This window comes from Pseudomonas sp. NY15435 (assembly GCF_048068295.1).
In the GTDB taxonomy this organism is placed as follows: domain Bacteria; phylum Pseudomonadota; class Gammaproteobacteria; order Pseudomonadales; family Pseudomonadaceae; genus Pseudomonas.
Genome location: NZ_JBLUQA010000004.1, coordinates 528,605 through 550,200, shown reverse-complemented (window position 1 = coordinate 550,200; position 21,596 = coordinate 528,605). Strand labels below are relative to the sequence as shown.

At 63.8% G+C, this 21,596-nt stretch carries 21 protein-coding genes; 13 read left to right on the top strand and 8 right to left on the bottom strand.

The window, feature by feature from the left end:
• Nucleotides 1-3: 3 nt before the first annotated feature.
• From rplO to bfr, 10 genes are all read left to right on the top strand, one after another.
• Nucleotides 4-438, top strand: a complete 435-nt coding sequence (rplO, locus tag ACNFH5_RS12740) for a 50S ribosomal protein L15 (protein WP_017521896.1) — start codon at nucleotides 4-6, stop codon at nucleotides 436-438.
• The gene (gene secY, locus ACNFH5_RS12735; protein ID WP_017521895.1) at nucleotides 439-1,770 is read left to right on the top strand and encodes a preprotein translocase subunit SecY; all 1,332 of its coding nucleotides are present in this window, start codon (nucleotides 439-441) and stop codon (nucleotides 1,768-1,770) included.
• Nucleotides 1,771-1,794: 24 nt separating this feature from the next.
• Entirely contained in the window at nucleotides 1,795-1,911 is a 117-nt protein-coding gene (rpmJ, locus tag ACNFH5_RS12730) for a 50S ribosomal protein L36 (RefSeq protein ID WP_045215308.1), read from the top strand.
• A 130-nt stretch (nucleotides 1,912-2,041) separates the two neighbouring features.
• The gene (rpsM, locus tag ACNFH5_RS12725) at nucleotides 2,042-2,398 is read left to right on the top strand and encodes a 30S ribosomal protein S13 (protein WP_024767079.1); all 357 of its coding nucleotides are present in this window, start codon (nucleotides 2,042-2,044) and stop codon (nucleotides 2,396-2,398) included.
• Nucleotides 2,399-2,416: 18 nt separating this feature from the next.
• Nucleotides 2,417-2,806 carry a 30S ribosomal protein S11 gene (rpsK, locus tag ACNFH5_RS12720; RefSeq protein WP_003093689.1) on the top strand — a complete coding sequence of 130 codons (390 nt, stop codon included), beginning with the start codon at nucleotides 2,417-2,419 and terminating at the stop codon, nucleotides 2,804-2,806.
• A 16-nt stretch (nucleotides 2,807-2,822) separates the two neighbouring features.
• Nucleotides 2,823-3,443, top strand: coding sequence for a 30S ribosomal protein S4 (gene rpsD, locus ACNFH5_RS12715; RefSeq protein ID WP_416746402.1), 621 nt, complete (start codon nucleotides 2,823-2,825; stop codon nucleotides 3,441-3,443).
• 22 nt (nucleotides 3,444-3,465) lie between these two features.
• On the top strand, nucleotides 3,466-4,467 hold the full coding sequence (locus ACNFH5_RS12710) for a DNA-directed RNA polymerase subunit alpha (protein ID WP_009617182.1): 1,002 nt from the start codon (nucleotides 3,466-3,468) through the stop codon (nucleotides 4,465-4,467).
• A 43-nt stretch (nucleotides 4,468-4,510) separates the two neighbouring features.
• Nucleotides 4,511-4,900 carry a 50S ribosomal protein L17 gene (gene rplQ / locus ACNFH5_RS12705; RefSeq protein ID WP_169942325.1) on the top strand — a complete coding sequence of 130 codons (390 nt, stop codon included), beginning with the start codon at nucleotides 4,511-4,513 and terminating at the stop codon, nucleotides 4,898-4,900.
• A 272-nt stretch (nucleotides 4,901-5,172) separates the two neighbouring features.
• Complete coding sequence (gene katA / locus ACNFH5_RS12700) at nucleotides 5,173-6,621, top strand: catalase KatA (protein ID WP_416746399.1); 1,449 nt, start codon at nucleotides 5,173-5,175, stop codon at nucleotides 6,619-6,621.
• Between the two features lie 134 nt (nucleotides 6,622-6,755).
• Entirely contained in the window at nucleotides 6,756-7,220 is a 465-nt protein-coding gene (gene bfr, locus ACNFH5_RS12695; protein ID WP_233299876.1) for a bacterioferritin, read from the top strand.
• A 168-nt stretch (nucleotides 7,221-7,388) separates the two neighbouring features.
• On the opposite strand, the gene uvrA is transcribed toward bfr, so the two are convergent.
• Nucleotides 7,389-10,223 (bottom strand): excinuclease ABC subunit UvrA, encoded by a 2,835-nt coding sequence (uvrA, locus tag ACNFH5_RS12690; RefSeq protein ID WP_416746397.1) that lies wholly within the window; start codon nucleotides 10,221-10,223, stop codon nucleotides 7,389-7,391.
• Nucleotides 10,224-10,437: 214 nt separating this feature from the next.
• On the opposite strand from uvrA, the gene ACNFH5_RS12685 reads away from it, so the two are divergent.
• From ACNFH5_RS12685 to ACNFH5_RS12675, 3 genes are all read left to right on the top strand, one after another.
• Nucleotides 10,438-11,826, top strand: coding sequence for an MFS transporter (locus ACNFH5_RS12685; RefSeq protein ID WP_416746395.1), 1,389 nt, complete (start codon nucleotides 10,438-10,440; stop codon nucleotides 11,824-11,826).
• An 18-nt stretch (nucleotides 11,827-11,844) separates the two neighbouring features.
• Nucleotides 11,845-12,345, top strand: a complete 501-nt coding sequence (ssb, locus tag ACNFH5_RS12680; protein WP_081517086.1) for a single-stranded DNA-binding protein — start codon at nucleotides 11,845-11,847, stop codon at nucleotides 12,343-12,345.
• Between the two features lie 176 nt (nucleotides 12,346-12,521).
• On the top strand, nucleotides 12,522-12,710 hold the full coding sequence (locus ACNFH5_RS12675) for a hypothetical protein (RefSeq protein ID WP_205338869.1): 189 nt from the start codon (nucleotides 12,522-12,524) through the stop codon (nucleotides 12,708-12,710).
• A 151-nt stretch (nucleotides 12,711-12,861) separates the two neighbouring features.
• Here the strand turns inward: ACNFH5_RS12675 and ACNFH5_RS12670 are convergent, their stop codons facing one another.
• The 7 genes from ACNFH5_RS12670 to cobG all read right to left on the bottom strand — a co-directional run bounded on the left by ACNFH5_RS12670 (nucleotide 12,862) and on the right by cobG (nucleotide 21,521).
• Nucleotides 12,862-15,306 carry a TonB-dependent siderophore receptor gene (locus tag ACNFH5_RS12670; protein ID WP_416746392.1) on the bottom strand — a complete coding sequence of 815 codons (2,445 nt, stop codon included), beginning with the start codon at nucleotides 15,304-15,306 and terminating at the stop codon, nucleotides 12,862-12,864.
• Nucleotides 15,307-15,500: 194 nt separating this feature from the next.
• Nucleotides 15,501-16,475 carry a FecR domain-containing protein gene (locus ACNFH5_RS12665; RefSeq protein WP_416746390.1) on the bottom strand — a complete coding sequence of 325 codons (975 nt, stop codon included), beginning with the start codon at nucleotides 16,473-16,475 and terminating at the stop codon, nucleotides 15,501-15,503.
• On the bottom strand, nucleotides 16,472-16,969 hold the full coding sequence (locus ACNFH5_RS12660; protein ID WP_416746388.1) for a sigma-70 family RNA polymerase sigma factor: 498 nt from the start codon (nucleotides 16,967-16,969) through the stop codon (nucleotides 16,472-16,474). Before ACNFH5_RS12660 ends, ACNFH5_RS12665 begins: the two co-directional genes overlap by 4 nt.
• A gap of 188 nt (nucleotides 16,970-17,157) precedes the next feature.
• Nucleotides 17,158-18,807: a precorrin-3B C(17)-methyltransferase gene (gene cobJ / locus ACNFH5_RS12655; RefSeq protein ID WP_416746386.1), complete on the bottom strand. Its 1,650-nt coding sequence runs from the start codon at nucleotides 18,805-18,807 to the stop codon at nucleotides 17,158-17,160.
• Nucleotides 18,807-19,547 (bottom strand): precorrin-2 C(20)-methyltransferase, encoded by a 741-nt coding sequence (locus ACNFH5_RS12650; RefSeq protein WP_416746384.1) that lies wholly within the window; start codon nucleotides 19,545-19,547, stop codon nucleotides 18,807-18,809. The genes cobJ and ACNFH5_RS12650 overlap by 1 nt, the downstream gene beginning before the upstream one ends.
• On the bottom strand, nucleotides 19,547-20,173 hold the full coding sequence (locus ACNFH5_RS12645) for a precorrin-8X methylmutase (RefSeq protein WP_045215268.1): 627 nt from the start codon (nucleotides 20,171-20,173) through the stop codon (nucleotides 19,547-19,549). The genes ACNFH5_RS12650 and ACNFH5_RS12645 overlap by 1 nt, the downstream gene beginning before the upstream one ends.
• Nucleotides 20,166-21,521 carry a precorrin-3B synthase gene (gene cobG / locus ACNFH5_RS12640; RefSeq protein WP_416746382.1) on the bottom strand — a complete coding sequence of 452 codons (1,356 nt, stop codon included), beginning with the start codon at nucleotides 21,519-21,521 and terminating at the stop codon, nucleotides 20,166-20,168. Before cobG ends, ACNFH5_RS12645 begins: the two co-directional genes overlap by 8 nt.
• Between the last annotated feature and the right edge of the window lie 75 nt (nucleotides 21,522-21,596).

Genomic DNA, 21,596 nt, shown 5'->3' with positions numbered 1-21,596 from the left:
TCCATGCAACTGAACGATCTGCGTTCCGCGCCGGGTGCCCGTCGCGAAAAGCACCGTCCGGGCCGTGGCATCGGTAGCGGTCTAGGCAAGACCGGTGGCCGTGGTCACAAAGGTCAAACCTCCCGCTCCGGTGGCTCCATTGCTCCGGGCTTCGAGGGTGGTCAGCAGCCGCTGCACCGTCGTCTGCCGAAGTTCGGCTTCAACTCGCTGAAAGCCATGGATCGCGCAGAAGTGCGCACTTCCGAACTGGCCAAGGTTGAGGGTGATGTCGTAACCGTGCAGGCCCTGAAGGATGCCAACGTGATTAACCAGAACGTACAGCGTGTGAAAGTCATGCTGTCGGGCGACGTTACTCGCGCGGTCACTCTGAAAGGCATCGGCGCCACCAAGGGCGCTCGTGCGGCTATCGAAGCAGCTGGCGGCAAAATCGAGGACTAAATGGCTAAGCAAGGTGCTCTCTCTGCGCTGAGCAACGGTGGTGGTTTGTCCGAGCTCTGGGCACGTCTGCGTTTCCTGTTCCTGGCGATCATCGTCTATCGGATCGGCGCGCATATCCCAGTCCCGGGCATCAACCCCGATCGCTTGGCGGCACTGTTCCGGCAGAACGAGGGGACCATTCTTAGCCTCTTCAACATGTTTTCCGGCGGCGCGCTGGAGCGCATGAGTATCTTTGCACTGGGGATCATGCCGTACATCTCGGCGTCGATCATCATGCAGCTCATGACCGCTATCAGCCCGCAGCTGGAGCAGTTGAAGAAAGAGGGTGAGTCTGGGCGTCGCAAGATCAGCCAGTACACCCGCTACGCAACTCTCGCCCTGGCACTCGTCCAGGCCATTGGCATGTCCATTGGTCTGGGTAGCCAGGGTGTGGCCTTCTCCAACGACTTCGGCTTCTACTTCGTGTCGGTCACCACCTTCGTGGCGGGTGCACTGTTCATGATGTGGCTGGGTGAGCAGATCACCGAGCGGGGTGTCGGCAACGGCATCTCCATGTTGATCTTCTCCGGTATCGTCGCGGGTCTGCCCCGAGCAATCGGCCAGTCCTTCGAGTCCGCGCGTCAAGGTGACATCAACATCTTCGCCCTGATCGCCATCGGCCTGCTGGCCGTGGCCATCATCGCGTTCGTGGTGTTCATCGAGCGTGGTCAGCGTCGTATTGCCGTGCATTACGCCAAGCGCCAGCAAGGTCGCAAGGTGTTTGCTGCCCAAACGAGCCATCTGCCGCTGAAAGTGAACATGGCGGGTGTGATTCCCGCGATCTTCGCCAGCAGCATTCTGCTGTTCCCGGCATCCCTGGGTGCCTGGTTCGGTCAGTCGGAAGGCCTGGGTTGGCTGCAGGACGTCGCGCAAGCGATCGCTCCGGGGCAGCCGCTGAACATTCTGCTGTTTAGTGCAGGGATCGTTTTCTTCTGCTTCTTCTACACGGCGCTGATGTTCAACCCGAAGGACGTGGCGGAAAACCTCAAGAAGTCCGGTGCATTTATTCCGGGTATTCGTCCGGGCGAACAGTCGGCTCGCTATATCGATGGCGTACTGACCCGTTTGACCATGTTCGGTGCCCTGTACATGACGGCTGTGTGCCTGCTGCCCCAGTTCCTGGTCGTAGCTGCTCACGTACCGTTCTACCTTGGCGGGACCTCGTTGCTGATCGTGGTCGTGGTTGTGATGGACTTTATGGCCCAAGTACAATCGCACCTCGTTTCTCACCAGTACGAATCCCTCATGAAGAAAGCCAACCTGAAGGGCTATGGCAGCGGTCTGCTGCGCTGACCCGTAAGGTTCGAGGAGTCACTGATGAAAGTTCGTGCATCGGTTAAGAAGCTGTGCCGTAACTGCAAGATCGTCCGTCGCGAAGGCGTCGTACGCGTGATCTGCAGCTCGGAGCCGCGTCACAAACAGCGCCAAGGCTGAGTGTGATTCACGCGTGATAGCCCGGCAGCTAGTGTGCTGCCGGGTTGATTATTTGTTTTTACAGCGCTAATATCCGCGCCCTTTCTTGGCTCCCTGGGCGCCGGGTAGCTGTCAATTGGAGTTTTTCTGAATGGCCCGTATTGCAGGCGTAAACATTCCGGATAACAAGCACACTGTTATCTCGCTGACCTACATCTATGGTGTTGGTCGCACTACCGCACAGAGCATCTGTGCAGCCACCGGCATCAGCCCGGCTGTAAAGATCAAAGAGCTGAGCGAAGAGCAGATCGATTCGCTGCGTACCGAAGTGGCCAAACTGACCACCGAAGGTGACCTGCGTCGCGAAATCAACATGAATATCAAGCGTCTGATGGACCTCGGTTGCTACCGCGGTCTGCGTCATCGTCGTGGTCTGCCGGTTCGCGGTCAGCGTACCAAGACCAACGCGCGTACCCGTAAGGGCCCGCGTAAGCCGATCCGCAAGTAATCGCTTAGGAATATAGTCATGGCAAAACCTGCTGCTCGTCCTCGCAAGAAAGTCAAAAAGACGGTGGTTGACGGGATCGCGCATATCCACGCGTCCTTCAACAACACCATCGTTACCATCACCGACCGTCAGGGCAACGCTCTGTCCTGGGCCACTTCCGGTGGTTCGGGTTTCCGCGGCTCGCGTAAGAGCACTCCGTTCGCTGCCCAGGTAGCGGCCGAGCGTGCCGGCCAGGCTGCTCTGGAATACGGTCTGAAGAACCTTGACGTAAACGTCAAGGGCCCGGGCCCGGGCCGCGAGTCGGCTGTTCGTGCGCTGAATGCCTGCGGTTACAAGATCGCCAGCATCACCGACGTAACCCCGATCCCGCATAACGGCTGCCGTCCGCCGAAAAAGCGTCGCGTGTAATAGGAGACAGTGAGAAATGGCTCGTTACATTGGTCCCAAGTGCAAACTGTCCCGCCGCGAAGGCACTGACCTCTTCCTGAAGAGCGGCGTTCGTGCCCTCGACTCGAAGTGCAAGGCAGAACAAGTTCCCGGCCAGCATGGCCAGCGTCGTGGTCGCCTGTCCGACTACGGCCTGCAGCTGCGCGAGAAGCAAAAAGTTCGCCGCATCTACGGCGTTCTGGAACGTCAATTCCGTGGCTACTATCAGGAAGCGTCCCGCCGCAAGGGCTCCACAGGTGAAAACCTGCTGCAGCTGCTTGAGTGCCGTCTGGACAACGTCGTCTACCGTATGGGCTTCGGTTCCACTCGTTCCGAATCCCGTCAGCTGGTGTCCCACAAGACCATCAGCGTCAACGGCCAGACCGTAAACGTACCGTCCTACCAGGTCAAAGTTGGCGACGTCGTTGCTGTTCGCGAGAAATCGAAGAACCAGCTGCGTATCGCTCAAGCTCTGGACCTGTGCGCCCAGCGCGGTCGCGTTGAGTGGGTCGACGTGGACTCGGAGAAGAAAGCTGGCACCTTCAAAAGTGTCCCGGCTCGTGCCGATCTGTCCGCCGACATCAACGAAAACCTGATTGTCGAGCTCTACTCCAAGTAAGGGCTAGAAAATAGGTGCATCCATGCAGAGTTCGGTAAATGAGTTCCTGACCCCCCGCCACATCGATGTGCAGGTGGTCAGCCAAACCCGCGCCAAGATCACCCTCGAGCCCCTCGAGCGTGGTTTCGGCCATACCCTGGGCAACGCGCTGCGTCGCATCCTGTTGTCCTCCATGCCTGGCTGTGCAGTAGTCGAGGCCGAGATCGACGGTGTACTCCACGAGTACTCCGCCATCGAAGGTGTGCAGGAAGACGTCATCGAGATCCTGCTCAACCTGAAAGGCCTGGCCATCAAGCTGCACGGCCGTGACGAAGTGACGCTGACCCTGGCGAAAAAGGGCTCGGGTGTGGTGACCGCTGCCGATATTCAGCTGGATCATGATGTCGAGATCGTCAACGGTGACCATGTTATCGCCCACCTGGCCGATAACGGCGCGCTGAACATGAAGCTGAAAGTCGCTCGTGGCCGTGGCTACGAGCCGGCTGATGCCCGCTCGAGTGATGAAGACGAAAGCCGCAGTATTGGCCGTCTTCAGCTCGATGCCTCGTTCAGCCCCGTACGTCGTGTTGCCTACGTGGTCGAGAACGCCCGTGTCGAACAGCGTACCAACCTGGACAAGCTGGTCCTTGATCTGGAAACCAACGGCACCCTGGATCCTGAAGAGGCTATCCGTCGCGCCGCTACCATCCTGCAACAGCAGCTGGCAGCGTTCGTGGACCTCAAAGGTGACAGCGAACCCGTCGTTGAAGAGCAGGAAGACGAGATCGATCCGATCCTGCTGCGTCCGGTCGATGATCTTGAGCTGACCGTCCGTTCGGCCAACTGCCTGAAGGCAGAGAACATCTACTACATCGGTGACCTGATTCAGCGCACCGAAGTAGAGCTGCTCAAAACGCCGAACCTGGGTAAGAAGTCCCTGACCGAAATCAAGGACGTTCTGGCCTCTCGCGGTCTGTCCCTCGGTATGCGCCTTGACAACTGGCCGCCGGCAAGTCTTAAGAAAGACGACAAGGCTACTGCCTGATCGTCGTAGCTACCGAACGTAAAGTTTGGAAAGGAATTGAACCATGCGCCATCGTAAAAGTGGTCGTCACCTGAGCCGTACCAGCTCGCACCGCAAGGCCATGTTCCAAAACATGGCTGTGTCGCTGTTCGAGCACGAGCTGATTAAAACCACCCTGCCCAAGGCCAAGGAACTGCGTCGCGTTGCCGAGCCGCTGATCACCCTGGCTAAAGTGGATAGCGTTGCCAACCGTCGTCTCGCTTTCGACCGTACCCGTTCGAAAGAAGCCGTAGGCAAGCTGTTCAACGAGCTGGGCAAGCGCTACGCCAACCGTCCGGGCGGCTACCTGCGCATCCTGAAGTGCGGATTCCGCGCCGGCGACAATGCCCCCATGGCATACGTCGAACTGATTGACCGCGCTGTTGGCGGCCAAGCAGTAGAAGCTGCAGAGTAAGGTTTACGCCTTATAAGAAACCGGGCCCTGTGCCCGGTTTTTTATCGTCTGAAGAAAAGTTTTTCTCTATCGATCGGCTCGAATCAATAAATTGGCTGATCAATACCGTTGTCACCGATCCTTAACGACGCCGACTTCTACTGCTTGCTGAGCTGGATCAACAGCCAGAACGCCGGTGGAGGCGCTTAATTGTCCGATTGGGATGTCGGGCCGCGCTCACAGCCTTCGTGATTCGCCGGCTAACGAACACCCCGCCGTTGAGGAGAGTAACGATGAGTGACAACACCCGCCTGACGACCGCTGCCGGAGCGCCGGTCGCCGATAACCAGAACGTCCAGACCGCCGGCCCGCGGGGCCCGATGCTGCTGCAGGACGTCTGGTTCCTGGAGAAGCTGGCGCACTTCGACCGTGAGGTGATCCCCGAGCGTCGCATGCACGCCAAGGGCTCCGCCGCCTACGGCACCTTCACCGTCACCCACGACATCACGCGCTATAGCCGCGCGAAGCTGTTCTCCCAGGTGGGCAAGCAGACCCCGCTGTTCCTGCGTTTCTCCACCGTTGCCGGCGAGCGTGGTGCGGCGGATGCCGAGCGAGATATCCGTGGCTTTGCCCTGAAGTTTTACACCGAGGAAGGTAATTGGGATCTGGTGGGCAACAACACCCCGGTCTTCTACTTCCGCGATCCGCTGAAATTCCCCGACCTGAACCATGTGGTGAAGCGTGATCCGCGCACCAACCTGCGCAACGCCACGATGAAGTGGGACTTCTTCTCGCATCTGCCTGAAGCGCTGCACCAACTGACCATCGACTTTGGTGATCGCGGCCTGCCGCGCAGCTACCGTCACGTGCATGGCTTCGGCAGCCATACCTTCAGCTTCATCAACGCCAGCAATGAGCGCTTCTGGGTGAAGTTCCACTTCAAAACCCAGCAGGGTATCGAAAACCTGAGCAACGAGGAGGCGGCCAAGCTGGTGGGCGCAGACCGCGAAAGCTCGCAGCGCGACCTGTACGACGCCATCGATCGGGGCGACTTCCCGCGTTGGAAGATGTACGTGCAGGTGATGCCGGAGAAGGACGCGGCGACTTACCGATACAACCCGTTCGACCTGACCAAGGTCTGGCCGCACGGCGACTACCCGCTGATCGAGGTGGGCTACTTCGAGCTGAATCGCAACCCGGCGAATTACTTCGCTGAGGTCGAGCAGTCCGCCTTCTCCCCGGCGAACATCGTCCCCGGAATCGGCTTCTCGCCGGACAAGATGCTCCAGGGGCGCCTGTTCTCCTACGGTGATGCGCACCGCTACCGCCTGGGTGTGAACCACCACCAGATCCCGGTGAACGCCGCGCGCAACAATCCGCGTATCTATCACCGCGACGGCGCCATGCGGGTGGACGGCAACAACGGCGACATGACTGTCACCTACGAGCCGAACAGCTTCAACCAGTGGCAGGAACAGCCGGACTATTCCGAGCCGCCGCTGACTCTGGAAGGCAGCGCCGACCACTGGAACCACCGCGTCGACGATGACTACTACAGCCAGCCGGCTGCGCTGTTCCGCCTGTTCGACCAAGCTCAGCGGCAACGTCTGTACGAGAACATTGCCGGCGATATGGCGGGCGTGCCGGAAGCCATCCAGCGTCGCCAGCTGGCGCTGTTCTTCAAGATCGACCCGGCATATGGCGAAGGGGTCGCCAAGGCTCTGGGCCTGAAGCTGGACTAAACTCAAAGCGTTCCACCAACCGCCCTCTTCGGAGGGCGGTTGCATTTATGGGGCATTGCGGACTTGACCCCGGTCATGGCCAGTCGCGACCATAGCGCCGTTTAATTTGCTGTCACGTCCCAGGGAGAAGGCTGATGCAAGGCCACGCCGAGGTTATCGATTATCTCAACACGCTGCTGACCGGCGAGCTGGCCGCTCGCGACCAGTACTTCATCCATTCGCGCATGTACGAGGACTGGGGCTTCACCAAGCTCTACGAGCGTCTCAACCACGAGATGGAAGAGGAAACCCAGCACGCCGACGCGCTGCTGCGCCGCATCCTGCTGCTTGAAGGGACGCCGCGCATGCGCCCGGACGACATCCACCCGGGCAAGACCGTGCCGGAGATGCTGGAAGCCGATCTGAAGCTGGAGCGCCACGTACGCGCCGCGCTGGCCAAGGGCATCGCCTTGTGCGAGAAGCACAAGGACTTCGTCACCCGCGATATCCTGCGTGTGCAGCTCACCGATACCGAGGAAGACCATGCCTACTGGCTGGAGCAGCAACTGGGCCTGATCGCCAAGATGGGCCTGGAGAATTATCTGCAGTCGCAGATCTGAGTTGCGGCTCAGTCTGAAAGAGCCCTCGGCGCCAACGCGTCGGGGGCTTTTTCAATTGCGCGGGCGGCCACTGTTTTCGTAGGAGCGAGCAAGCTCGCTCCTACGAAGAGCACAAGAAAAAGCCCCTGCGCCGATCGGCGACAGGGGCTTTTTTCCCGCCGTTGCGGATCAGGCCCGGTCACGCTCCAGCAGTGGTTTGAGGAAGTGTCCGGTGTGCGACACCGCCATCTCCGCAACCTGCTCCGGCGTACCGGTGGCGATGATCTGGCCGCCCTTGGAGCCGCCCTCGGGGCCGAGGTCGACCAGCCAGTCGGCAGTCTTGATCACGTCCAGGTTGTGCTCGATCACCACCACGGTATTACCGTGGTCGCGCAGGCGATGCAGCACGTCGAGCAGTTGCTGGATATCCGCGAAGTGCAGGCCGGTGGTCGGCTCGTCGAGGATGTACAGGGTCTTGCCGGTATCACGCTTGGACAGCTCGCGAGACAGCTTCACCCGCTGTGCTTCACCACCGGACAGCGTGGTCGCGCTCTGGCCCAGCTTGATATACGACAGGCCGACGTCCATCAGTGTCTGTAGCTTGCGAGCGATAGCCGGCACGGCGTCGAAGAACGTGCGAGCGTCCTCGATGGTCATGTCCAGCACCTCGGTGATGCTCTTGCCCTTGTAGCGGACTTCCAGGGTCTCGCGGTTGTAGCGCTTGCCCTTGCAGACGTCGCAGGGGACATAGATGTCCGGCAGGAAGTGCATCTCCACCTTGATCACGCCGTCGCCCTGGCAGGCCTCGCAACGGCCGCCCTTGACGTTGAATGAGAAGCGCCCGGGGCCGTAGCCGCGCGAGCGGGCTTCCGGCACGCCGGCGAACAGCTCGCGGATCGGCGTGAACAGCCCGGTGTAAGTCGCCGGGTTGGAGCGCGGGGTGCGGCCGATCGGGCTCTGGTCGATGTCCACCACCTTGTCCAGGTGCTGCAGGCCGTCGAACGAGTCGTAGGGTGCGACCTCCAGCGTGGTAGCGCCGTTGAGCGCGGTGGCGGTGATCGGGAACAGGGTGTTGTTGATCAGCGTCGACTTGCCCGAACCGGAAACGCCGGTAATGCAGGTGAACAGGCCGACCGGGATTTCCAGGTTGACGTTCTGCAGGTTATTGCCGCGCGCCCCCTTGAGCTTGAGCAACTGCTTCTTGTTGCGCGGGGTGCGCTCGGCCGGCACGACGATCTTGGTGCGGCCAGACAGGTAGGCACCGGTGACCGAGTCCGGATGATCCATGACCTGCTGCGGCGTGCCCTCGGCGACAATCTGTCCGCCGTGCACGCCGGCGCCGGGGCCGATGTCCACGACGTAGTCGGCGAGACGGATGGCGTCCTCGTCGTGCTCGACGACGATCACCGTGTTGCCGAGGTTACGCAGGTGGGTAAGGGTGCCCAGCAAGCGCTCGTTGTCGCGCTGGTGCAGACCAATGGAGGGCTCGTCGAGGATGTACATGACGCCCACCAGGCCGGCGCCGATCTGGCTGGCCAGGCGGATACGCTGGGCCTCGCCGCCGGAGAGGGTGTCGGCGCTACGGTCCAGGGTCAGGTAGTCGAGACCGACGTTGACCAGGAACTGCAGGCGCTCGCGGATCTCCTTGAGGATCTTCGAGGCGATCTCGCCGCGGCGACCGGTCAGGGTCAGGCTTTCTGCATAGTCACAGGCGGTGCCGACCGGCATTGCGGTGATCGCCGGCAGGGTCTTGTCGCCGACCCATACGTGGCGCGCTTCGCGGCGCAGGCGGGTGCCGTGGCAGTCCGGGCAGGGCTGGGTGCTGAGGAACTTGGCCAGCTCTTCGCGCACGGTGGCCGACTCGGTTTCGCGGTAGCGACGTTCCAGGTTCGGCAGGATGCCTTCGAACGGGTGCGCGCGCTTGACGATGTCTCCCCGGTCGTTGAGGTAGCGGAACTCGACGTTCTCGCGGCCCGAACCGTTGAGGATGAACTTCTGGTGCTCCGGATCGAGATTCTGGAAGGGCTCTTCCAGGCTGAAGCCGAAATGTCCGGCCAGCGAGCCGAGCATCTGGAAGTAGTAGACGTTGCGCCGGTCCCAGCCGCGGATTGCGCCTTCGGCCAGGGTCAGCTCGCCGTTGACCACTCGGCGTGCATCGAAGAACTGCTTCACGCCCAGGCCGTCACAGGTCGGACAGGCGCCGGCCGGGTTGTTGAAGGAGAACAGCTTGGGTTCCAGCTCGCTGATCGAGTGGCCGCAGATCGGACAGGCGAAGCGCGCGGAGAAGATGATTTCCTCGCCCTCTTCATCGTCCATGGGCGCGACGAGGGCGATGCCATCCGCCAGGTTGATCGCCGTCTCGAAGGACTCGGCCAGGCGCTGCTGCAGGTCGCCGCGCACCTTGAAGCGGTCCACCACCACGTCGATGGAGTGCTTGAGCTTCTTGTCCAGCTTCGGCACTTCGTCCAGCTCGTAGAGCTTGCCGTTGACGCGGGCGCGGACGAAACCCTGGGCGCGCATCTCGTCGAACACCGCCAGGTGCTCGCCCTTGCGCTCGCGGATCACCGGGGCCAGCAGCATCAGCCGGCGGCCTTCGGGCAGCGCCAGCACCTGGTCGACCATCTGGCTGACGGTCTGCGCTTCCAGCGGGATGTCGTGATCCGGGCAGCGAGGAATACCGACGCGCGCATAGAGCAGGCGCAGGTAGTCGTAGATCTCGGTGATGGTGCCCACGGTGGAACGCGGGTTGTGGGAAGTGGATTTCTGCTCGATGGAGATCGCCGGCGACAGACCCTCGATGGTGTCGACGTCGGGCTTTTCCATCATCGAGAGGAACTGCCGGGCATAAGCCGACAGGGATTCCACATAGCGGCGCTGGCCCTCGGCGTAGAGCGTGTCGAAGGCCAGGGAAGACTTGCCGGAACCGGACAGGCCGGTGATCACGATCAGCTTGTCGCGTGGCAGGGTCAGGTCGATGTTCTTCAGGTTGTGGGTACGTGCCCCACGGATGAGGATCTTGTCCACTGCAGCCTCGCATGGCGGGCGAAAACTATCGATTATACGGGGCGTTTCCGGCACGCGGCAAAGTAGCGCGTGTGTGCCCTTGGACCGTTGGGCTGGTAGAATGCGCGGCTATTTTTCGGCGCTGGCGACAGCCGGCCCTTTGCGGCTTGGAAGGCCGCGCCGTCACGGGAGCTGTTGAGCGCATTCCCGACATCCGTCTTCCCACGAGGGGCCTATGCACGATTCCCACACTGAGCGCATGAGTGGCACAGAACTCCGGGCGACCTCCGGCCTGGCCCTGCTCTATGCCTTCCGTATGCTTGGCATGTTCATGCTGCTGCCGGTCATGATGACCTACGGTATGGAACTGGCTGACGCGACGCCGGCCCTGATCGGCTTCGCCATGGGCGCCTACGGCCTGACCCAGGCGGTACTGCAGATTCCGCTGGGCACGCTGTCCGACCGAATCGGTCGCCGCGCGATCATCGTCGTCGGCCTGCTGGTATTCGCCATCGGCGCCGGTGTAGCCGCCAGTTCCGACACTATCTGGGGCGTCATAGCCGGTCGGGTGATCCAGGGCGCCGGGGCGATTTCCGCGGTGGTCATGGCGCTGCTTTCGGACCTGACCCGCGAGCAGCACAGGACCAAGGCCATGGCCATCATCGGCATGAGTATCGGTGTCTCCTTCGCCGCCTCGATGGTCGCCGGCCCCGTGCTGACCCACTGGTTCGGCTTGCACGGGCTGTTCTGGTTCACCTCGGGCATGGCGCTGGTGGGTATCCTGATCATTCTCTTCATGGTGCCGGTGCCCGATCACCGCATGCAGCATCGTGAGTCCAGCGTCGCCAAGCAGTCGCTGATCCCAACCTTGAAGAATGGCGATCTGCTGCGCCTGGATGTCGGCATCCTGGTACTGCACGCGATTCTCATGGCGAGCTTCGTTGCGTTGCCGCTGGCGCTGGTGGAACGCGCCGGGCTGCCCAAGGAGCAGCACTGGTGGGTGTATCTGACCGCACTGCTGATCGGCTTCTTCGCCATGGTCCCGTTCATCATCTACGCCGAGAAGAAGCGCCAGATGAAACGCGTGCTGGCTGGCGCAGTGGCGACCCTGATGCTCTGCGAACTGTTCTTCTGGGAGTTCGGCAACAGCCTCAAGGAACTGGTGTTCGGCATCGTCGTCTACTTCACCGCGTTCAACCTGCTGGAGGCCTCGCTGCCGTCGCTGGTAAGCAAGGTGTCGCCGGCGGGCGGCAAGGGCACGGCAATGGGCGTGTACTCCACCAGCCAGTTCCTCGGCGCCGCCGTGGGCGGCATCCTGGGGGGCTGGATGTTCCAGCATGGTGGGCTCGACGGGGTGTTCATCGGCTGCGCGGTGCTGGCTGCCATCTGGCTGGCGATTGCTGTTACCATGCGTGAACCGCCTTATGTAACGAGTATTCGCCTGCCTCTCTCCGATGAGGCCCTGCGCGATGCTTCGTTGGCTGAGCGTTTCAAGGCATTGCCCGGTGTGAGCGATGTGATGGTGGTCGTTGAAGAAGCGGCCGCTTATGTCAAAGTAGATTCCCAACAAGTTGATCGCACGTCCCTCGAGCGCCTCGCCGGCGCCGAGCAGGCGACGTGCTGAAGCCTTTAGGAGAGCGTCATGGCCCGTGGGGTTAACAAAGTCATTCTGGTGGGTAACGTCGGTGGCGATCCGGAAACCCGTTACATGCCCAACGGCAACGCGGTGACCAACGTCACCCTGGCCACCAGCGAGAGCTGGAAGGACAAGCAGACCGGCCAGCAGCAGGAGCGTACCGAGTGGCACCGCGTGGTGTTCTTCGGTCGTCTGGCTGAGATCGTCGCCGAGTACGTGCGCAAGGGCTCGCAGATCTACGTCGAAGGCAGCCTGCGTACTCGCAAGTGGCAAGGCCAGGACGGTCAGGACAAGTACACCACCGAGATCGTGGTCGACATCAACGGCAACATGCAGCTGCTGGGTGGCCGTCCGGGCGCCGGTGGCGATGACGCTCCGCGCGCTCCCCGCGAGCCGCAACAGCAGCGTCCGCAGCAGGCCCAGCGCCCTGCGCCGCAGCAGCAGTCCCAGCCCGCGCCGCAACCGGCTCCGGACTACGACAGCTTCGACGACGATATTCCGTTCTAAACCGAACGGTTTGTCCCCCCAAAAGCGCAGCCTTCGAGCTGCGCTTTTGCGTTTGTGGGACGCTCGTTTTGGCGAATGTTCGTAAAAGTCTTTCTCGACGGCAGCTATTTAATTAGCTAGCTAACTGAATGATTCTGGAGCTGCCTTGATGTACGGCAAAACCGGAGAAGAAAGACATGAGCATTACAGTGACCGAGCGTGACGACGACCATAAATCCCGCGAGTTCCGCGCCCACGGCGGGCGTTGCTGGGATGTGTACCAGGAGGGGCAATTGGTCGGCATCTTCCACACCGAAGGCGAGGCGCAGGCCTACCGGGTTTCCCTGGAGCTGGAAGCGCGTTACCGCCACGCGGCAGAGTTCTAAGGTATGAAGGCCCCGGGCCGACGGCCGCGCCACGGGGCTCTTTTTTCTGTAGGAGCGAGCTTGCTCGCGAGCCGTATCGGCATGGCGTGATGCGTTCGCGAGCAAGCTCGCTCCTACAAGAATGCCGCCCGGCGACCCGGGCGGCATGCAATCAGAACTGGTAGTTCACCGTTGCGGTGACGTTGCGCTTCTCGCCGAAGTAGCAGAAATCCAGGCTGTAGCAGGATGCCACGTAGTCCTTGTCCAGCAGGTTGTTGGCGTTGAGGCTGACATCCAGGCCCTTCAGACCGACGCGCGACAGGTCGTAGCCGATGCGCGCATCCACCAGGGTGTAGTCCGGTACGCGCAGGGTGTTCTCCTTGTCTGCCCAGGTCTCGCCGACATAGCGAGCGCCGCCACCGAGTGTCAGGCCGTCCAGCGGGCCGGCATTGAAGCCGTAGTCCGCCCACAGCGACGTCATGTGCTTGGGCGCCTGGTTCGGGGTGTGGCCCTGGTTGCCGTCCAGCGACTTGGTGTAGGTGATGTCGGTGTAGGTGTAGCTGCCGAGCACCTTGAGGTTGTCGGTGACCTGGGTATGGGCTTCCAGTTCCAGGCCCTGGGAGCGCACTTCGCCCACGGAGGTGTAGAAGTTGTCCTGCGGCTCCTTCGAGGCGACGTTCTCCTGGGTGATGTGGAAGATCGACGCGGTGTACAGGCTGCGGCTGCCTTCGGGCTGGAACTTCAGGCCGGCTTCCCATTGCTTGCCCTCGGTCGGCTCCAGCGGCGTGCCGGACTGGTCGGAGTAGGCGTTGGGGTTGAACGACTCGGAGTAGCTGATGTACGGCGCGATTCCGTTGTCGAACAGGTACAGCGCACCGATGCGCCCGGTGAATTTCTTCCAGTCGTCGTCGGCCTTGCTGCCGCTACTGCGATTCTTGTCCTCGACCGTCACCCAGTCCTCGCGCATGCCCAGGGAGAAGCGCCAGTTGTCGATGTCGATCAGGTCCTGCAGGTAGACGCCGGTCTGTTCCAGGCGACGGGTGTGGTTGTCGTCCGGGTAGTAGCTGATGGCGTCGTTGCCGTAGTGCGGATCGAAGGCGTCCAGTGGCGCTACCGAGCCGGAGCGCCAGTCCACGGTGGTGCGGCGCTTCTGGTAGTCCAGGCCCATCAGCAGGGTGTGCTTGGCGATGCCGGTGTTGAATTCGGCCTGGGCCATGTTATCGATGATGTACGCCTGCAGGTGCTCGCTGGCGCCTGAGTAATAGCGATTCAAGGTGTTCTGGTCGGGTGCGGTCCAGCCGTAGGCGTAGACCTGCGAGAGGTCGACGTCCGAATCCAGATAGCGGAAGTTCTGCCGCGCGCTCCACACGTCGTCGAAACGGTGCTCCAGTTGGTAGCCGAACATGCGCTGGGTGCGGTCGAAGTCGTCCTGGCTCGGCTCGCCGTCGAAGAACTCGCGGGAAATCTTCTGGCCGTTGTGGTGGAACAGTGCGCCATCCGCCGGTACACCGCCGTGGTAGCCGCCGTTCGGGTCGTGCTGCAGGTAACCCTGCAGGGTCAGCGTGGTGTCGTCAGTGAAGTCGATGGCCAGGGTCGGGGCAATGGCGTAGCGCTCTTCCTTGACGTGGTCGAACTGGGTGTCCGAGCCCTTGCCCAGGCCGACCAGTCGATAGGCGATGCGCTTTTCCTCATCCAGCGGTCCGCTGAAGTCGAAGCCCATTTCCTTCTGGCCCATGTTGCCGACGGTACCGGTGATCTGGTGGTAATCCTCGTACAGCGGCTTCTTGCTGGTCAACGCCACCAGGCCGCCGGGCAGGCTGCGGCCATAGAGCACCGAGGAGGGACCCTTGAGCACGTCGATGCGCTCCAGGAAGTACGGGTCGATCTGCATCGAGCTGAAGGTGCCGCTGTCGCCCATGGCCTTCAGGCCGTCGAGGTAGATGTTGTCCACGCTGTTGTCGGCGAAGCCGCGCATCACCACATAGTCGTAGCGGTTCGAGGCGCCGACCTGGCCGGTGAAGATGCCAGGGGTGTAGCGCATGGCCTGCTGCACGGTCTTGGAAGCGGTGTCGTCGATCTGCTCGCGGGTGATGACTGAGACGCTCTGGCTGGTTTCCAGCAGGGACTTGGAGGTCTTGGTGGCGATCTGGCTGTGGGTCGCCAGGTAGCCGTCTTCCTCGCCCAGCGCGTTGCCCAGGGCGAACACGTCGCTGGAGGGCATGGCCAGCACGTCGGTCGGTGCGGCCGGACGCAGCACATAGTTGCCGTTGCCCTGGTCCACCGCTTCCAGCGGGGTGTCCACCAGCAGACGGCCCAGGCCCTGGTCCACCGAGTAGGTTCCATTCAGTCCGGCCGAGCTCAGGCCGCGGGTCTGCTCCGGGGTCGCCGACAGGGTGATCCCCGCCTCACGAGCGAAACTGTTCAGCACCTCGCCCAGCGGCCCAGCCGGAATCGCGTAGGCGCGGCTGCTGGTCATGGCCGCGGCGTCTGCGGCGAAGGCGCTCAGCGGCAGGCTGGCGCCGAGGCTCGCACAGAGCAGGGCGCCGCGCACGGCATGGGCCAGCCGGCTGGTGCGGGGCAGGGCGGGGGCGGGCATCGGGAGGGGGGCGGCTGGCATGCTGGGGCTTCCGTTAGCGGGGAAATGATCGGGTTATTCCTCCTTGCCGGCCGAGCTGGCGAAACCCGACAAAAATAATTCTCGATTGCGAGGAAATGTTATTTGAAAGCATATGTAGGAGCGGACTCTGTCCCCGATGGCCTCCAGCGCAATGCGGACCTATCGCGGACGAAGTCCGCCCCTACCCAAGATGCTCAGCCGCGTGCGCTGACCGTCACCCACCAGTCCGTGCGCTTCTCTATCCGCACCGGCAGCGTACGCGGCAGCAGGGCCAGTAGCTGATTGGTATCGTCCAGGCGGAACACGCCGGAGAGCCGCAGGTCGGCCACGCTCTCGTCGCAGTGCAGATGACCATGGCGGTAGCGACCGATCTCGGCGAGGAAGCCCGCCAGGCGCATGTCACGAGTAACGATCAGTCCGTCAGCCCAGGCGGCGCTGTCCATATCGCCGTTCTGGGCCAGCAGCGCGCTGTCGCCGTTGATCTGGTAGGTCTGCCCGGCTTCTGCGATGGCGGTGGTCCGGCCGCGCACGCGCGGGGCGATCGCCACCGAGCCGTGCTCGACGCTCAGGCGCGTGGAGTGTTCGTCCTGGCGTAACACGAAGCGGGTGCCCAGGGCCTCGAACAGACCATCGCGATTGCGCACCCGCAACGGCCGCGCGGCGTCCTGCGCCGTGCTCAGGAGGATTTCGCCGCGCTCCAGGATCAGCAGGCGCTGGCGCGCATCGAAGCGCACGTTCACTGCGCTGTCGGTGTTCAGTTGCAGGATGCTGCCGTCCGCCAGGGTGAAACGTTGGCGCTCGCCGATCCCCGTGCTGAAGTCCGCCATCCAGCGCTGCCAGGGCGTGACATCGCGGGCCAGCCATAGCGCGGAGGCGCCGATGGCAAAGGTCGAGAGCAGCTTGAGCGCCTGGCGCCGTTGCAGGCGCTGGCTGGTGTTCTCCAGCGTCTCCAGTGCCACGCGGGCGCCAGGCACGGCCTGGTAACCGCTGGCCAGTTCGCTGTTCAGCGCCTGCACCCGCAGCCAGGCGGTTTCGTGCTCCGGGCTGGCCTGGCGCCAGTGCTCGCAGGCGCTGAGCAGTTCGGGGTCGGCAGTGCCGTTCAGGCGCAGGGTCCACTGGATGGCCTGTTTCACCACCCGTGGGTCGGGCGTGGCACTGGCGCCGCTCACTCGGCGTACCGTAGCTGGTAGCAGTGGAACAACGCTTCGGCGATGTAGCGCTCCACCGAGCGTACCGAGACGCCCAATTCCTCCGCGATTCGCGCGTGGGGCATGCCTTCGCACTGGGCCAGCAGGAAGGCGCTGCGCACCTTTGGCTTGAGGCCGTCGAGCAGGCGGGCGATGTTTTCCAGCAGTTGCAGGATGTTGTGCCGGTCTTCCGCTGAGGGCACTTGCGCTTCCGGCAGATGGGCGATGGAGTCGAGGTAGGCGCGCTCCAGCTCCTGGCGTCGCCAGTGATCGATGACCAGGCCGCGGGCAACGGTGCGCAGGAATGCGCGCGGTGTGTGCAGTTCGCTGCGCTCGGGTCTGAGCAGTACGCGCAGGAAGGTGTCCTGGGCCAGGTCGGCGGCATCGGCGGCATTGCCCAGCCGGCCGCGAAGCCAGTTGTGCAGCCAGCCGTGATGGTCGCTGTAGAGCGACTGGACGTCGAAGGTCGAGGGCATGGGCGCGCGAAGGTTGCAAATGATAATTTGTCGCATTTTCAACAAGGCGATGGCCATTTGCAAGATATGTCTGAGGCTCCGGTGTTTCCTGTAGGAGCGAGCTTGCTCGCGAACTGCTCGGCACCGGAGCTGCCGGGAAATCTGTTCGCGAGCAAGCTCGCTCCTACAAATAGGCCTCGTGCCTTTCCTCAGCGGTACCAGCGCGGCGTGTAGACCCAGTCGCCACCACCGGCACGGGGGAAGCGCCGGGTCAGGGACGAGCCGATGATCACCAGGGTGCGCATGTCGACCATCTCCGGTACCAGTTCGCCCAGGGTGACGACGCGCAGTGCTTCCGCCGGGCGACCGATGTCGCGGCCGAGCACCACCAGGGTTTCCGGTGTGCGGTGGCGACGGACGATTTCCAGTGCCCGGCCCAGTTGCCATGGCCGCGCCTTGGAGATCGGGTTGTAGAAGGCCATGGCCAGGTCGGCGGCGCCGGCATGGTCGAGGCGCGTCTCGATGGTTTCCCAGGGCTTGAGATTGTCCGACAGGGAAATCAGACAGAAGTCATGTCCCAGCGGTGCCCCAGCCTTGGCCGCAGCGGCCAGCGCAGCGGACACCCCCGGCAGTACCTCCAGCTCTACGCCATGCCAGTGCGGATCGCTGCTTTCGTGCAGGGCCTCCATCACCGCAGCGGCCATGGCGAACACGCCGGGATCGCCGGAGGAAATCACCACCACCCGCCGGCCGCTGGCAGCCAGTTCGAAGGCGTGGCGGGCGCGCTGAATTTCCTCGCGATTGTCGGTGCAGTGGCGCACCTGGTCGTCGCGCAGCGGCTCGGCCATCCTCACGTAGGTTTCGTAGCCGAGCAGGTCCTGGGCTTCGTCCAGCGCGCGGCGCACTGCCGGGATCATGAAGTCGCTGGCGCCGGGGCCCAGGCCGATGACGCTGAGCCGCCCACGCGGCTGGCCGATGCGCTGGGCTTCCAGCGGGGTGGCGGCGCGGTGCAGATGGAAGGAATCGCCGTGCAGCACTTCCGGCGGCAGCGTCGCGTCCTGCTCGACGAAGCGCAGCGGAACATTCAGCTCTGCGGCAGCAATGGCCAGCGCCGGATCGGCCATGCGGCAGCGTGGCGCGACCACGGCGGCCAGCGACGCTTCGGCCAGGCCGGCCTGTGCCAGGCCCTGGCGGATGCGCTCGGGCAGTTGCGAGTCCACCAGCGTGACGTGGGCGAGGACGATGCGCGGATGGATGCGCAGCTCGTTCTGCGCGATGCCCTCGGCGCGGGCATCGATACGCAGGGTATGCGCGGCGTCGTCAGCCAGCGGCAGGTCCAGCTCGTCCAGCCAGGGCGCATCGCCCTCGATGCGCAGAGTATCGCCGCCCAGCAGGTCGGAGACGAAGCGCTTGCCCTGTTCGATGTCCGCCAGCGCATAGCCCGGCGGCGGGTCGAGCAGGCAGGCGCCGAAACGCAACTCGCCGCTGGTGGTGATGGCGGGCGCCACGTCCAGCGCGGCGCCCATCTCGCGGGCCATGCGGTTCACCCCGCCGAGTCCGCCGAGTAGCGGCACCACGGCGCTGCCGTCTTCGGCCACGGCCAGCACCGGCGGCTCCGCGCCCTTCTCGCTGAGCAGGGGTGCGAGGGTGCGGATGACGATGCCGGCGGCGCACAGGGCGATAATCGAGGTGTCGTCGCGGTAGAGCTGGCGCAGGGTATCGCCGAAATTAGCGTAGGACTCATCGGCGCCTTCGACGCGGTCTTTCAGACCCAATACGCGTGCCTGTGGATAAACGTCCTGCAGGCGTCGCGCGGTGGCCAGCGCGCCCTGGCCGAGGATGACAATGGCAGCGCGCATCAGCCGTTCCACCGCTGGCCGGGAATGACGATCATCGAGAAGTACGGCGAAGCCATCGGGTCGACGTCGTCCAACGCCACGATGCGCTGCTCGCGCATGGTGGCGCGTTCGACGTAGTGGGCGCCGCCGTCACGGCCCAGCTCGCGGAGCACGCGGCGGACCTTGTCGAAGTTGCGGCCGAGCTTCATCACCACTGCCGCATCGGCGTCGGCCAGGCGGCGCTTGAGTTCGTCTTCCGGCAGCACGCCGGAGAGTACCGACAGGCTCTGGTTGCGATACACCAGCGGCACGCCGAGCACCGCTGCGCTGCCCAGCATCGAGCAGACGCCGGGTACGACTTCGGTGTCATACCGCTGCGAAAGACGGTCGTGCAGGTACATGTAGGAGCCGTAGAAGAACGGGTCGCCCTCGCAGATCACTGCCACGTCGCGACCGGCTTCCAGGTGCATCGCCACCTGCTCGGCAGCGGTGTCATAGAAGTCGCTGATCACGCCTTCGTAGGTCAGCGGCGGCTCCAGTTTCTCGGTGGTCACCGGGTAGACCAGCGGCAGGCGTTGCTGCTCATCGAGCAGGTGCTGCTCGATGATGGCGAAGGCATTGCCGCCCTGGCCTGCGTGGTGCTTGGCCTTGGCCACGAAGTAGCCGATCACCGGGGAGGCGCGCAGCAGGCGCAGGGCCTTGAGGGTCAGCAGTTCCGGGTCGCCCGGGCCGACGCCCAGGCCGATGAGGCGGCCGGTCATCACTCCACCTCCGTGGCCAGGGCATTCACCGCCGCAGCGGCCATCGCGCTGCCGCCACGGCGTCCGCGCACGATTACGTAGGGCACGCCACGGCTGTCGGCGGCGAGGGCGTCCTTGGACTCCATGGCGCCGACGAAGCCCACCGGGAAGCCAAGGATCAGTGCCGGTTTCGGTGCGCCGGCATCGAGCATTTCCAGCAGGTAGAAGAGGGCAGTCGGCGCGTTGCCGATCACCACCACGCTGCCTTCCAGGTGCTCACGCCAGTGCTCCAGCGCCACCGCCGAGCGGGTGTTGCCCAGCTCGCGGGCGAGCTCCGGGACGTCCGGATCATTGAGGGTGCAGATCACCTCGTTGTGTGCCGGCAGGCGTGCGCGGGTGATGCCCTCGGCAACCATCCGTGCATCGCAGAGAATCGGCGCACCAGCGGCCAGGGCCGCACGGCCGATGGCCCCGGCGCCGGCGGAGAAACGCAGGTCCTGCACGACGTCGACCATGCCGCAGGCGTGGATCACCCGCACGGCGAGCTTTTCCAGGTCGGCGGGGATGCCGGTGAGATCGGCCTCGGCGCGGATGGTGGCGAAGGATTGGCGGTAGATCGCCTGGCCGTCGCGGATGTAATCAAGCATCGGTGGAAACTCCGGGTGCGGCGAGCAGGTCGCCCGCGGCATCGAGGGATAGGTTGCGCGCCAGCGGCTGGCCGAAGCCGGCCATGCCGTCGGCGCGACGGAACAGGTCATAGCGGCCGTCGGCGACGGCCAGCAGGGTGTAGGGGGCGACGTGGGCGGCGGCGCAGGAGCGCGGGCAGCCGCACAGGTGCACGCCGGCCGGCGGTGCGTGACGCAGGCGCTCGGCCAGGCGCAGGGCGTCGGCCTTGGTGTCGGCCAGCCCGCGCGCGCAACCGCTGGAGCCGCTGCACGCGACGAGGCGCGAGAGCGGTTGACCGGCATCGATCACCAGGCCGAGGTTGGCCAGCGCGGCGAGTACGACGGGAGCGTCGGTCAGGGATACATCGGGGAGGATCAGGCTTTGCCACGGCGTCAGACGCAGTTGTCCGGCGCTGAATCGCTCGGCGAGATCGGCAAGGCCGAACAGTAGGGTGCTGTCGAGGCGTCCGAGGATGAATCCCGCACCGACCATGGCGCGGTCCGGCTGGCGCTGCGGCTGAATCCCGAGATGGCCGAAAGCCCGCGGTACAGGACGACGCCAGTTATCCACAGCCGGCCCGAGGTGCAACTGGAAGGGCAGGCGTTGCTGCAGGCGCTCCAGCAGCACTTCATCGCGGAGCATCTCGCGCAGGTGGCGCATGCGCGTCTGGCCGTCGCCGGCAAGATCGAGGAAGAGGTGCAGCAGGCTTTCCACCAGCAGCGGTACCTGCTTGGCTGTCACGGCGGCGAGGGCAGGGGCATCCGTTTCGTGCTGCGGCGGACAACCGGCCAAGCCGAAGGCGAACAGCGGCGTCGCGTCGCCGGACATGGCCGACAGCCAGAGATCGTTGGGATGCTCCAGCATCGCCAGCGCTTCGCCGCCGTCCAGCTGGATGCCGAACTTGGGCGACAGGCCGTGGAAGCGCGGTGTGCGCTCCAGCAGATCGAGCAGTTGGCCGGCCAGGGGAGCTGCATCGAAAGTCGTGGCGGCGTCGAGGCCCAGCGCCGGGCTGACCAGCAGGTTGCGCACATCGTCCGCCGCCAGTTCGCGCGGGCCGAGACCGGCGGCGAGCAGTTCCCTGCTCAGCGCCTGTTCGGTGCCGGTGCGTATGCCGCGAATCTGCAGGTTGGCGCGATTGGTCGCTTCCAGCACGCCATCGGCATGGCGCTCGGCGGCCAGGGCGATGGCTCGCGCGGCGCTGGCGTCGAGTTGCCCACAGGGCAGCTTGATGCGGCAGATGCCGCCATCGCGGGAGGCCACGATGCGCAGCAGGCCGGGGCAGGCATGCGGACGGACGGGCGGAGCTGAGAATTCGGGCACTGAGGTCACCAGGGCTGGGTCGCGGTGACCTGCGAATCCCCCATAGGGGACTTCACGACACCGATACACCCCGCTCGATGTCTG

Coding starts and splice junctions, on each gene's coding strand:
- ACNFH5_RS12645 (WP_045215268.1), bottom strand. CDS start 20,173: ATGCTTGATTACATCCGCGACGGCCAGGCGATCTACCGCCAATCCTTC.
- bfr (WP_233299876.1), top strand. CDS start 6,756: ATGCAAGGCCACGCCGAGGTTATCGATTATCTCAACACGCTGCTGACC.
- rpmJ (WP_045215308.1), top strand. CDS start 1,795: ATGAAAGTTCGTGCATCGGTTAAGAAGCTGTGCCGTAACTGCAAGATC.
- rpsD (WP_416746402.1), top strand. CDS start 2,823: ATGGCTCGTTACATTGGTCCCAAGTGCAAACTGTCCCGCCGCGAAGGC.
- cobJ (WP_416746386.1), bottom strand. CDS start 18,807: ATGCGCGCTGCCATTGTCATCCTCGGCCAGGGCGCGCTGGCCACCGCG.
- ssb (WP_081517086.1), top strand. CDS start 11,845: ATGGCCCGTGGGGTTAACAAAGTCATTCTGGTGGGTAACGTCGGTGGC.
- secY (WP_017521895.1), top strand. CDS start 439: ATGGCTAAGCAAGGTGCTCTCTCTGCGCTGAGCAACGGTGGTGGTTTG.
- rplQ (WP_169942325.1), top strand. CDS start 4,511: ATGCGCCATCGTAAAAGTGGTCGTCACCTGAGCCGTACCAGCTCGCAC.
- ACNFH5_RS12685 (WP_416746395.1), top strand. CDS start 10,438: ATGCACGATTCCCACACTGAGCGCATGAGTGGCACAGAACTCCGGGCG.
- katA (WP_416746399.1), top strand. CDS start 5,173: ATGAGTGACAACACCCGCCTGACGACCGCTGCCGGAGCGCCGGTCGCC.
- rplO (WP_017521896.1), top strand. CDS start 4: ATGCAACTGAACGATCTGCGTTCCGCGCCGGGTGCCCGTCGCGAAAAG.
- ACNFH5_RS12670 (WP_416746392.1), bottom strand. CDS start 15,306: ATGCCAGCCGCCCCCCTCCCGATGCCCGCCCCCGCCCTGCCCCGCACC.
- ACNFH5_RS12675 (WP_205338869.1), top strand. CDS start 12,522: ATGAGCATTACAGTGACCGAGCGTGACGACGACCATAAATCCCGCGAG.
- rpsM (WP_024767079.1), top strand. CDS start 2,042: ATGGCCCGTATTGCAGGCGTAAACATTCCGGATAACAAGCACACTGTT.
- ACNFH5_RS12650 (WP_416746384.1), bottom strand. CDS start 19,547: ATGACCGGCCGCCTCATCGGCCTGGGCGTCGGCCCGGGCGACCCGGAA.
- rpsK (WP_003093689.1), top strand. CDS start 2,417: ATGGCAAAACCTGCTGCTCGTCCTCGCAAGAAAGTCAAAAAGACGGTG.
- ACNFH5_RS12660 (WP_416746388.1), bottom strand. CDS start 16,969: ATGCCCTCGACCTTCGACGTCCAGTCGCTCTACAGCGACCATCACGGC.
- ACNFH5_RS12710 (WP_009617182.1), top strand. CDS start 3,466: ATGCAGAGTTCGGTAAATGAGTTCCTGACCCCCCGCCACATCGATGTG.